This window comes from Streptococcus agalactiae ATCC 13813, from assembly GCF_000186445.1.
Taxonomy (GTDB): Bacteria; Bacillota; Bacilli; order Lactobacillales; family Streptococcaceae; genus Streptococcus; species Streptococcus agalactiae.
The window spans coordinates 1747661-1760217 of record NZ_GL636070.1; the positions used below are offsets into that span (position 1 = coordinate 1747661).

A 12557-nucleotide genomic window follows, 5' to 3' on the forward strand; every position below is an offset into this window, starting at 1 on the left:
TAACAAAATTCGTGATAAGAAATATTATTTTTATTATGAAAAATCGTTATCTTAAAACAATATTTTCTTCATTCGTCTATCGTACGTTCATAACTAAAGATATATCAAATTTAGTAAAATTTAATTTGTACTAAAACCTAAATAACTTACATAAAAAAGAAAGAGTTTAAATTATCAATTATATATACTTCATATTATTCCTTTATTTCTTAATCTAGTTTTTACATCCTTAATTCTCAATCTAGATACAAGACATGTTGTTCCTTCAAAAAATTTTACTTCTCTTGTTTTCGAACTGTACTCAGTAACATTATCCACATTTATTATTGTTGAACGATCTACTTTTTCAAAATAATTCTTACTATCTAAATCTAGAATATCATTCAAAGTACCATAAAATTCTTTAATAAAATTTACTGTATAAATAATTAATCGATGCGGTTTAACTGAGGTTTGAATAAAAAGTATATCGGAAAAAGGTATGCAGATACCAGTTCTGTTCTGGTAACTATATCTTAACAATTCCCCATCAGATTTTTTCTTAAATGAAATTATTACTTGTTCCAAACACTGCTTTAACCGATTACGAAATTCTGTTTCTTTAAGATCTTTAATAATAAAATCTAATGCCGAAAGATGATATTGAAATACTAGGGGCATCAAGTCGGAATATGAAGTCACAAATATAATAACTGCATAAGGATTATTATTTCTTATTTCTTTAGCAATCTCAAAACCTAAATTTTTTTGATTGCCAATTTCTAAATCTAGAAAATATATCTGATTTACTTCTTCTTGATTCATATACTCTCTTAATGCCTGTATTGTTCTAGCACATTCAATATTGATATGAATATGTAAAGACCGAGCTACATAATAAAGAGCAGATTCTAGTCGCAACTGATGATGAATATTGTCATCCAGAACAATAATATTCATAACATACCTCCAGCTTACATTATTTTCAAGATGTGAGTAAAACTATCATAATCTATTTGTGTTTCTAGAGTCAAATTATCATGCCTATTTACCAGTCTTCTCAAGTTATATAACCCAATTCCCCTCCCCTCACCTTTACTTGAAACCCCTACCTCCCAGATAGTTCTCTTATCTAAAGAGATGGGATTTCGACTATTCTTAATAACTATTGTAACAATGCTCTTATCTCTATATAAAGCCACTTCAATTAAAGGTTTTTTTGAAATAATAGCAGATTCAATTGAATTAGTCAACATAATAGATAATATTTGAATCATCTCTAACATTGGTACATTGACTTGAGATATATGTCCAGACACGTAACAATTGAATTGTATATCATATTGTTCTGCTTCCAAAATTGATTGAGCCAGCATATTACGAATAGCTAAGTCGTCAATATTTTTCAAATTAAATGCTGAGTATTCGTTCTTTTGTAGATTTCTATTCATCTTAATGAGAACTTCTTTATAGATAATGCTTACTTCATCAATATTTTTTTCCTGAATCGCAGGCTCTAAACTTGATATAATGCTAGCGAAATCATGGCGAATCCCTCGTAAATCTTCATATAAATCACCTAATTTATCAACAAATTTATTAAGATTTCTATTCTCTTCTTCACGGCGAATTACTTCTAAATTTACTTCGTAAATTCGTTGCTGTGATTTCATATATTGGGCTAAAAAAAGAAATAGAAGAAAATGGGCTAATGCAACTGTAGGTCCAAATATCTTGATAACTGATAAATTAGATTGTAATATAAGCGTCCATATTGTAATAGACAAAAGCATAAAAGCAAATATAAAATTCCCAACATAAACATAATTTTTAAATGCTTTCATCTTAACTATTTCAAAATCTAAATTGATTAAATTAAATAACAAAATCAGCAAAACCAATGGAATAGTATATTCTATAAATCTTATCATAATAAATCTGTCAAAAAAATAAGTGTAAATCTCATCAAAATTTAGCAACCTATTTAGAATGCTTTGAAAAAATCTATGAATTGTATCATAACTTAAAACAATATAAGAAGAATAGAAAAATGATGTCGGCCTATCATTCTTAAATATAAATCTAAAAATACAATAAAAATATAGTATAAATATCAAAGTCTCAAAAATATAATTAATATTTACAGAAATAAAATAAATTATAGCATAGATAAGCCAACAATATCTCGGTATATATACCCTTAACGACTGGCATATATAAAAAGGTGGAAGGAATATTATAGACACCATTAAGCAAAAATTGAAAAAAATATGAATTCCATTAATAAAAAAGTTATCCATTTATCAATTCATTCTCCCCTTTCCTCTACAATTTATTAAATCACAAAAGAAATGATTTACTTTATCAAAGACAGTATCTCCTCCACCTTTTATAGATTTCAAATTATCCGTTGATATTTTGGGAAAATTTCTATAATCATCTAACAAATTATTTTTCATATTAACTCCTCAATTTTAAAATTAACCTTTTAATATTTTAGAATAAAACCCTTGTTTTAATATCAAATCTTCATGATTTCCGTTTTCGATTATCATACCATTTTCTATGACAAATATCCTTTCAACCTGTTCTGTTATATTAAGACGGTGAGCAATAAATATTACAGTTGTATCTAAGCTCATTAAATTATCAATAATTTTTCTTTCCGTTAAATTATCCAAATTACTTGTTGACTCATCTAAGATTAATACCGAAGGATTGGTTAATAATGCACGTGCAATAGCAACTCTCTGAAGTTGACCTCCTGACAAAATGCTATGTTCAGTGGAAAGTTCGGTCTCAAATCCTAACGGTAAATTCTCTATAACAGATTTTATCTCGGCAATCTCAGTAGCTTTATTAATCTCTTCAAATGAAATTTCATCTTCAACACCTAATAAAAGATTATCTAATATAGTACCGTTAAAAATATAAGGTTTCTGGGGTATATAATTAATCAATTGTCTCAAAGTCTTCTTATCAATATCATTAATATTAATTCCTCCAAATTCAATACTTCCATAGGTAGGAGGCATAAAATTAACTAACATTTTTGCTAGAGTTGTTTTCCCTGAACCAGAAAGACCAACAAATGCTATTTTACAACCTTCCTCGATAACTAAATTAATATCTTTTAATAGAGGCTGGTTATAGCCATATTTGTAGGTTAAATTTGAAATTACTATCTTACTAGAATTCAATTTAAAATTTGTTATGAAGAACTTATCCTGAAATTCCGATTGAACCGAATAGATTTCTTCTAATCTATTATACGCAACACTTGCTGATTGAAATTTAGGTTGTAAATTAATAATGTTCTCCAGTGAATTCAGAAAATAAAGTTCTAAAGTATTAAAGGTTATCAAAGATCCCAATGATATTTTTCCTTCAATTACTAAAATAGCACCTTGCCATAAAATTAATACATTAAACAACAATTGAGTAAAATTTTTTAACACATCTTGAAACAACTCCATTCTACTATAAAAAGTAATTTTTTTATAATAATTACTAAATTCGTCTGTTATTTTTTTATAGCGATCAACCTCACTAGTAAGAGATTTTATTGTCTCTATTCCATTTATATCTTCTATAAGAACTGAGGAAAGTGAAGCTCCTGCTTCCATTACACTAGTTTTACTACGTCTAAATGGTTTCATGAATAAAAAAATTACTAAAGCATAAATTGGAAACGCAATAATTATAATAAAAAATAAATAACTACTTTGCAAAAAAAGTACAATTGATACTCCAGTAACTATTGACACATCTAGTATTACAGATAAAATTATACTAGATAATACTTCAATTATGATATTAGCATCTGAAAATCTAGAGACAATATCGCCAGTTCTTCTTGTTGCAAAAAAAGATAGAGGAAGTTTAAAAAGGTGAGCAATATATGACAGCATTATATTTTTTGAAAGTATTTGACTTAGAACTGTTATCAATACCCCTTGACCAAATACAAAAAACTGTTGCATAAGATAAATAACAATTAGGCTTATTGACATTAGATTAAGAAAATCCAGCTCCCCTTTAGGAATATAAGAATCAATTACTCTCTTTAAATAGTATGAACCAATTATATTTATAAAGTTTACTGCTAAAGTTAATAATATAATTAAAAAAATTAATTTCTTTTGATTAAACAGTAAAGTAAATAAAGAAGGAAAACTTGTCTTCTTTCTTTTAATTTTGTACTCATGGTTTGGTTTTAATAATATAGTTATCCCTCTCCATTCTGCAAGAAACTGTTCTTTAGTTAGTTTAGATAATTTTATCAGAGGATCAGGATCAGCTATATAAATATATTTTTTATCACTGCCAATAATAACATAGTAATGATAAAATTTATTATTCTTATTTATATGTACAATAAATGGAAATTTTATATCCTCTATGTCAAATAAAGAAATATCTGCATAAATAGCTTCAGTGTCGAACCCTAATTCATTTGCCACAGAAACTATACTAAATGCAGTAGTCCCATTTTCAGTTGTACCTAACATTTCTCTAAGTTCTGCTAAAGAATAATGTGAATTATAGTATTCTAACACCATGGCCAAAGCAGCTACTCCACAATCTTTTGAATCAACTTGAGCACGATAATGACGTTTCGAAAATTTCATTCACTCAATATACTCCTTACTAGTATTAGTGTTTAGCCTTGATATATTATAAAATGACTAATGAAGCATAATAAAGTTATATGCTATCTATAATTAAAATATTGGAGCAACAACTAGGGATCAAACACAAAAATGGGTGAGATTTTCACCCATAAAAATCATATAGCAAAACTTACTCAAAAAAATTCCTCTATATTATTATCAATTTTTCTTACATACACGCCTCATATAGGCACAAGCACTTCCTGGATCAGAAGTACCTAAGCCAGCTAAAATTGTATCATGAGTACAAGTTACAATCGCCCATTTACAATTAGCACTTTCCGATGCACCTCCTCTTATTTCATTAAGAACTGTTTTAGAAATCTTATTAAATTTTTCCATTTGAGTCATGATGTTACCTCCTAATAAACTGTTTTATAAATAAAGAGTAAGTTTTATATTATATGTAAAATTAAAATTGTGGATTGTTTGTTCAATTTCAAAATTCAATTTCACTATTTGTGGAAATCGGAAAATAATCTTTAAAAAATTTAATCTTTGCTCCGTCTGTAATCTTTACATTTTTTAAAATATAACTTTTAAAATCGTCCGTAGATAATATACTACTACAAATCCACCTTTTGCCAGAATTAGTAAACCATTCTCCAATCTCCTGAAATTTATTATTAAATAAGGGTTCTTGTTCTAATTCTGAAAAATCAATTATATAAACTGTTTTATAAACTTTTTTATATAAATTACTTTTTATCATAAATCTTCCCTCCAATTGATTCAGTCGCTTAAAAATCATTACAAGAATATGATTCATCATGTATTTTTTGAAAGTAATTAATTAAATTTTCATTAATGAAACTAGGATAGTCTCTGACATTTAAATTTAGTTCTCTAAATATTAAACCACTCTCTTCAAAAAATCCCCCTAAAAATAGATAATATCCCAAGAGTGAATTTATACAATTAGGAGAAAATATATTTTCAGAAAATAAACATTTATTATATTCTTCTAAAAAACTCTTCATAGAATTTAAAATATCCTCTTGTATTAATCTGAATTCACGTGCATATTTTAAAAAAATAAAATCTGAATGTCCTGAGACTTTTTTTTCAATTAGATTTAGATAACAATCAAAAAGAATGTAATTATTTTCATCAATCATTTTTGACAAAATAAACATAATTATATGTACAGAAAAATAATTTGAAATGAAATTATTTTCAGATACAATATTTCCTTTTTTAAATATTGATTTACAACTATATTCAAACATCTGATTCAAATTGATTTGACTATAATTATCTCTAAAATAGTAATAACACCACCTACTATCTGTAGGGTAATCTAGCATCGTCTTTAATAATAGCTCATTATAATAGCTTGCCTTCTCTTTATTTTCTCTTTTTTGTCCATAAACATTAATTTTTAGATTAGCATAATATATATCTTTGTTATTTATTGAATAGAAGGATTCGTGTACTCTGCCTCTATATTGAAATGCCCCTGTGTTACTAATTAACTTTCCTGTTTTATAATAATCACTCCCTCGAATTATATTAAAATTAAATACAGTATCACTTAAACTATCAAATAATTTAAAATATGACAAAAGTAACTTTAAATTTTTGAAATCATCAACAACCTCATCAGCATCCAAAACTAATATCCAATCACATGAAGCATGTGAATTAGCATAATTTCTAGCCTTTGAAAAATCATCACACCATTCAAATGTGTACAAAAAAATTTTTTCACGTGATAACTCAGTTATACATTCTAAAGTACCATCAGTAGAACCTGTATCAACAATAATAATTTCATCAGCAAAATCAATAATACTTGCTAAACTTTTTAAAATAAAGTTCTCTTCATTTTTTACAATATATACTACGGATACAGTTGTTTTTTTTCTATTAGTCGCAAATTGATTTATTTTATCTATCAAAGTTGCGTCATCATTTATTCTTGAATACTCCCAATCTATGGAGTCTATTAAATCATAAATTTGTACTAATTCAAGATAGGCTTCATCCGAAATCCTTAAATTATCTTTATTATTCTTTAACCAGTTAGTATCTGGAATAGGATTTATTAAACTCATACGTGTCTTCCAGCCTTAAATTATTTTCATTGAAGATACTCTACAACAGAAACTATATCAAAAGGTAGCTTGTTCTTAAAATAGTCATTTTTGTTCTTAAGTGTAATCTTGAGTTTCTTCAAAATGAAAAACCATTGACGATGATAACGCTATTTGTTGAGTCAAAATCATAGGTACTAATATTTATTTTTCCATCATGTTCATCAGGTTTATACGAAATTTCAAAAGCATGATTGATTGGATGAATATAGTTTAGTTCTAACCCGCTGTAAGATATCCGACTAATCATCGGTCTTTCAGAATAACTAAAAAAATAGGCCAAAAACGGTACAGTAATAACACCATTGTTTTCATGAAGTTGAATGTGTTTATTTATTAAAAATGTAATAACTTGATTTGTTTCATTTGTACGTCCATAAAGAAAGTCTTCTTCTACAAATTTAGGCTCTCCAGGCCAAGCATAGCTCCCATTTCCCAATTTTTTATAAAACCAAGAATACTTAATCGAGTCTTTCTCTTCTTTAGGAATCAAAGATAACTTTTCTTTATCAAATGTAAAGAAAAATTCATAACCCATCATCTTCAAAGTTCCTGTCAGCATACACTACTAACCCCCTAATTGATTTAAAATAATTGCCACCACTTCTACCGACTCCTCAAAACTAATTTCACTGGCATACCTAAATGATTTTTGATAGCGAGACCAAAGTTGATTCTGATAGTCAGAGCTACGGATTACCTCTAATTGACTTTCCCAATTTATCAAAACATCTAAGCTTCCTCTTTTTTTAGCAGTATTGTTTAGAGCAGTTTTCAATATTGGGATATCAATCTCATCTTTTCGAAGGTGATACAATGTGTAGAGGTCATAGCGATCACGAGCTCTAGTTGAAGCAGCTCCTCGGCGAATAATCGTTTCTAATTTTTCAGCAAGAACAGTTTCTAAATTATAAGTCCAAACTTCTAGCTTATTCTCTGAAAAAACAGACTGCAATTGATAAGTAATTTCTCGTGGCGTTATCCGATCACCTGTTGTTATATCAATAAAGACAACTTCACGTAGGGTATCGAATGTTGCCTTGAGTTTGAGGGTAAAGCCACCATATTCGTCATCTTGTCGAATTGGCTCTAACATATCAACTTCAAATTGAAAACCTTCAGAAGGTTGACTTACAATTTCTTTGAAGATTGTTTGAATATTTTCCTCGCTAAGAGGTTGACCTTTCAAAGTAACATCTAAATCCATAGTTGTTCGTTTATCTAAGCCAATTATCTGTCCGATAAGGAATCCACCTTTCACAATGAAAGAATCTTTATACCGACTTTCAGAGATGAGTTTTAAGATTTTCTCAATCAAATAGTTCTGCTGAACTTGTTGAGCAGGTATCCCTTTTTCTCTTGCGATATTCTTAATTTTCGCTTTGAAGCTATTGGCATTTGAAAATTTCACGACAATACCTCCACATAAGATTGTAGCTTTTCAGTGACTTTAAATAGTTGTGCATAGTGGTACAACTTGGCATAATTCACAGCTCCTTTTTTAAAGTAAGCTTGAAACGCTGGAGCAATGACTTGAACATCAACATGATAAGCTGTTCGCAAACACTCTACCAAAGTTCGTTCCATATCATATACTGAGATAAACTGTCCAGCCTGTCGCTCTAGTTTTATAATACCGATTTCATGATGATTTCTAGCAACAATCGGCTTAACACCAGCTTCTTTCATTAGCCTCGTGTTCGTCCCAAAAGGAAAAGTCATTACAGGTTCAAATGGAACAGTAAGAGAAAGGCTATGTAACCAAAGTGCTGTGTCTAAGGAATAAATTCCTTTTGGAAAACGATACTGTAAACTAAAGAAATCATCAATATAGGTATCAGGCAGATGATAAATCCCTCTTTCAATTGATTCCAATTTACCTTTTGTGACTAATTGATTCAGTTGTTGGTAAGAAAAGTTAAGCTCTTCTATATCACGAAAAGTTATAATGCCATGATTTTTTTTTATGTAATTATAGACAGGTTTCTCTAACAGATCCATATCGCCACCTCCTAAACAATATGCTAACATTCCGCTATAATGTTAGCATATTGTTTAGAAAAAATCAATCACAATAAAATAATATGCTAACAACCTAATGATTTGTTAGCATATCATTTTCTATTTCGTCGTATAGGCAAAACTAATCGTACCATCGACTCCTGATAACTTACGGAAGGTATAGTTAGGATTGTTGTTATAATTGGTCTCAGAAATCAGGAATGAACCATCTGGGTAAACTTTCTCGACAAAGGCGACATGACCGTATTCTGTTGGCGACCCATGACCTCCTCCCGCAAAGGAGATAATCGCTCCTGCTTTTGGTTGCTTGCCCGTTTCACCACCAAGGCGTGCTGCTGTTGCTACCCAGTCTTGACCATTTCCCATGGTACTGATGATTGGATTTTTCTCACCGTTTCGGCCTTTGAGTTTCAACCCCAATTGGTTGATACGAGCAGCTACTCCCCAAGTGCATTGCCCATAGGCATAGCCCATACCGTCACCTCCACCTGGAATAGAATTGTCATAAAGATCGCCCCGAACCGCTTCCAGCGCTTTTGGATCACTCTGGGCAGTTCCACCATTTGGTTGGCTAAAGCCTTTCTCAATTTGGTAATACCACTCGGTAGCTCTGGTTTGACGTTCTAAGAGCTTATCACCACTATTTCCCTCCCAATAAATGAGAAAGACTTGGGCAAGACTGGCTGGGCTTCCTGAGTTTTTGAAAAAGTCTTTTAACCAGTTGGTATAGTAAGGGTTGTCCCCATTGAGCATGAAATCCAGTTGTAAGCCTAAGTCATACCACTTCTGGTTTTTTCGTTTGGCATACTCTAATAATAAGGTATGTCTACGTGATCCATCTGCTGTATCTGTCCACTGCCCTAAGCCTAAGCCACGTCTTAAAATATTCGGGTACCTGCCATTATAGATAGCTGGACCATTTAGAGACAACCAGCCCTCATCGTCCCAAGAACTATCCGTTGCCCCAACAGGAGGAGATAAGTAGTCACCTTCAGCTCGTTTGGGATTGATTGAAGATTCTACTGACCAATTTCCTAAAATAGCCGCAATCGCTTGATTAGTCGCCCCTTGACTCTTCAAATACTCATAGATAGCTTTGGCTCTCGAAAACTCATCGCCTCCAAATTGACCAATAGTCAGGAGAATAGTCGTTTGGAGTTGAATGACTTTAGGAAAGTAAAAGGCTGGATTGACGTAAACCAGTTTCTCTGAATCATCGTCAACCTTTTGATAGGTCACTTTAAGACCAGCACCATCCTTAGTTTTACCGATCACCTCCCCTGCTTGGACTTTTTGGCCATCGCTCACTCTAGCAGTGTGGATATTAAACAAGGTCAATTGAGACTTGTTTAGTCCCTTACCTGACGTAATGATAATGTTCTCTCCATCTAGGGAAACCTTACCATCCATGGGAGCCATAATCACTTGATTCTCTTTGGCTTCTAGAATGATATGGTGATGAAGGGTTGGCTTGTCATCAATCACCTCATAACCATAACGAACTGTCATGGTAAGCGCATCGTCTTCAGTCTGATCTTGAAAAGGATTATCCAATTCTTGGAGGGCAAGGTAGGTGCCTTCCTCACTTAATTCCTTTAAGTCTTCTCTATCGTCATCAGAGAACTTATAGGCAGGCTCCTTACTTAACTCAAGCATGGATTTTAAAGAATTCCCACCGTTTAAGTCCTGCCAAAGTTGACTCAAATAGGCTTGATAGGTTTTATCCCCTTCTTCCATGATTTCTTCTAAAGCATAATCTTGATACTTGAGATTCATAAAGCCCATAACGTCATCAATCTTGGTGTAGTAGGTAATGCCAGTGGGATTGGTTCGGGTGTTTTCCGCATCTTCCCACGTCATGTGAGTATAGGCTTTTGTCAGTTCACTCTCATCCTGTTGAATGAGAGTAGTTCCTGAAATTCCTGTAACAAAACTCATCATCAAAAGCAAGAAAAACAAGAGGCCTGACACGACCCAAGTCATAGGATTAAGGGCAATCGATGAAAAGAAGGTCAGGCTATTCTTAATCACTTGAATAACCTTTGTTATTCCTGACACACTCTGTTTTCTAGCTTGTTTGAGAAAGGTCTGGTAACGTCTTCTTGGCTTTAAGGGCTTCTGACGAGTGAACCCTTTCCCCTTTTTAAAGTTCTGATACAGCTCCTTACTATGAGCGACTTTCGTATTAGTAAACCGAAGACCAGTCTGCCCACTTTTGACAAGGAGTTTCCCTGACTGATAAGTCAATCTCCCATAGCATCTTCCTTTAATCACAGACTCTTTTAGGGTTCTGATTCCCTCTAAGTCATCATCTTGAGCGACTACATCCAGTGATTCTGAACCGACATAGCGTAACCCTCGTTTGACCTTAGTCGAGGGGTTCTTAAACTGATGTGCTTTTTTCAGTTGTATCACGTCACGCTTTGCTGATTTCACCTCTTTTTCTGCCTGAAGGCGTTCAAGAGGTTTTTCTTTTTGAAACTGAAACCGTGATGTTTTTGATTCTGTTGGCTTTTTCTGATCGGTAAACTTAGAGGTAACAGCCTCCTCTTTTTCGGCCATCTTGACCTCTGCCAAGTGTTTTCTCGCGACTGCTAGGCGTTGTCTGGCTTGAGGAAGCCGATACTTCTTAATTTCCCTAGCCTTTAGCCATCTGGGAGACACATAGGCGATCGCTTCCTTAAAGGTATCTGTCGCTAGGTCTTTTTCCTCCTGATAGGTTTGCTTCAGAGTCTGACGTTGTTCCCTTGTTTCAGCTTTCTCAGCTCGGCGCATGATAAAGCGTCGTTTAGGAAGTGAGCGTTTTAACCCCTTCTTCTCCCTACGGTAATGGGTACGGCTAGCCTTTAAACTACTCTGAAAGGTTTTACGGGCCACCTTGACCTGCTGTTGTTCTCTTGTCATTGTTCAGCCCTCATCTTTTCTGGATCGGTGCTCATGATGTCAAAGAGTTGAGTTTGAAGTGGGATTTTATTTCTAAAGGGAACAACCGTTGAGCCTGCCTTAATCAATCCAGCTCCCTTTTCTGGGTTAACCAAGTATTTCTCAAGTTCTTTAGATAAGCCCAAAAGATGAACCAACTCTTCTCTGTCACTTTTAGCTTGTTTTAGAAGTATCATGAACTCGCTATTAGCGATAATACGTCTTCCATTGGCATCTAATAAAAGAGTTTCCACGTTCTGGGTAATGCCTGTTGGAATGGCCCCATACTTACGGACACGGCTCCAGAGCTTGAAGAAGAAATCAGAAGCGTACTTATCCAACAACAGAAGCTGCATTTCATCAAAGTAAATCCAGGTCTTCTTGCCAAGTTTTTGGTTTTTAACCACACGATTCCAAATCTGGTCAAAGATGACCATGAGGGCAATCTGCTTCAATTCATCTCCTAATTTTTTGACATTGTAAATGAGGAAATGGCTATCCGTTTTAATATTAGTACGGTGTGAGAAAATATCGAGTGAGCCTTCCACATAAAGCTCCATATCAAGGGCTAAGTCCTTAGCTTCCTGTTCAGGTTGTTTAGAGAGAACAAAGACCCATTCCACGAGAGATGGTGTGGCAAAATGCTTATAGGTTAACCGTGTCACACGGTCAATCAGCGATTTCTCTCGACCATCCATTTTCCGGTCCAAGAGCTTCCCAATCCAAGAAAGTAGAAATTCCGATTTGACCTTAATAGGGTCTTCATCCATATTGTCATCGGATAAGTCTAAAACGTTTAAGAAAGTGGTAGAGTCAGGCGCAATATCAATGCTCTCCCCACCAAAGGCTTGACCAATGATACTGT

The 12557-nt window shown here is 32.7% G+C and carries 11 protein-coding genes and 1 pseudogene; all 12 read right to left on the bottom strand.

The genetic code is table 11. The features are described from left to right. Nucleotides 1-189 precede the first annotated feature (189 nt). The gene (locus tag HMPREF9171_RS105170) at nt 190-939 is read right to left on the bottom strand and encodes a LytR/AlgR family response regulator transcription factor (protein WP_001021687.1); all 750 of its coding nucleotides are present in this window, start codon (nt 937-939) and stop codon (nt 190-192) included. 14 nt (nt 940-953) lie between these two features. Then, the gene (locus HMPREF9171_RS105165) at nt 954-1823 is read right to left on the bottom strand and encodes a GHKL domain-containing protein (protein ID WP_000642951.1); all 870 of its coding nucleotides are present in this window, start codon (nt 1821-1823) and stop codon (nt 954-956) included. A gap of 459 nt (nt 1824-2282) precedes the next feature. Continuing rightward, nucleotides 2283-2438 carry a hypothetical protein gene (locus HMPREF9171_RS105160; RefSeq protein ID WP_000794567.1) on the bottom strand — a complete coding sequence of 52 codons (156 nt, stop codon included), beginning with the start codon at nt 2436-2438 and terminating at the stop codon, nt 2283-2285. A gap of 21 nt (nt 2439-2459) precedes the next feature. Next, nucleotides 2460-4610, bottom strand: coding sequence for a peptide cleavage/export ABC transporter (locus HMPREF9171_RS105155; protein WP_000672670.1), 2151 nt, complete (start codon nt 4608-4610; stop codon nt 2460-2462). Between the two features lie 201 nt (nt 4611-4811). Then, nucleotides 4812-5003: a hypothetical protein gene (locus HMPREF9171_RS105150; protein WP_000192881.1), complete on the bottom strand. Its 192-nt coding sequence runs from the start codon at nt 5001-5003 to the stop codon at nt 4812-4814. A gap of 88 nt (nt 5004-5091) precedes the next feature. Further along, a complete protein-coding gene (locus HMPREF9171_RS105145) occupies nt 5092-5364 on the bottom strand; it encodes a DUF3884 family protein (protein ID WP_025193630.1) in 273 nt (90 codons plus the stop codon). Nucleotides 5365-5392: 28 nt separating this feature from the next. Next, nucleotides 5393-6709 carry a glycosyltransferase family 2 protein gene (locus tag HMPREF9171_RS105140; RefSeq protein ID WP_000052788.1) on the bottom strand — a complete coding sequence of 439 codons (1317 nt, stop codon included), beginning with the start codon at nt 6707-6709 and terminating at the stop codon, nt 5393-5395. Nucleotides 6710-6808: 99 nt separating this feature from the next. After that, nucleotides 6809-7310 (bottom strand): annotated as a pseudogene (locus HMPREF9171_RS105135) (hypothetical protein); the annotation flags it as partial. A gap of 6 nt (nt 7311-7316) precedes the next feature. Beyond that, entirely contained in the window at nt 7317-8159 is an 843-nt protein-coding gene (locus HMPREF9171_RS105130) for a nucleotidyl transferase AbiEii/AbiGii toxin family protein (protein ID WP_000672728.1), read from the bottom strand. Continuing rightward, the gene (locus tag HMPREF9171_RS105125) at nt 8156-8749 is read right to left on the bottom strand and encodes a type IV toxin-antitoxin system AbiEi family antitoxin domain-containing protein (protein ID WP_000364836.1); all 594 of its coding nucleotides are present in this window, start codon (nt 8747-8749) and stop codon (nt 8156-8158) included. Before HMPREF9171_RS105125 ends, HMPREF9171_RS105130 begins: the two co-directional genes overlap by 4 nt. A gap of 120 nt (nt 8750-8869) precedes the next feature. Beyond that, nucleotides 8870-11674 (bottom strand): phage tail tip lysozyme, encoded by a 2805-nt coding sequence (locus tag HMPREF9171_RS105120; RefSeq protein ID WP_000196429.1) that lies wholly within the window; start codon nt 11672-11674, stop codon nt 8870-8872. Beyond that, nucleotides 11671-12557: VirB4-like conjugal transfer ATPase, CD1110 family (locus tag HMPREF9171_RS105115; protein ID WP_000311122.1), on the bottom strand; the 887-nt coding region annotated here is incomplete at its 5' end. The genes HMPREF9171_RS105115 and HMPREF9171_RS105120, both read right to left, overlap by 4 nt.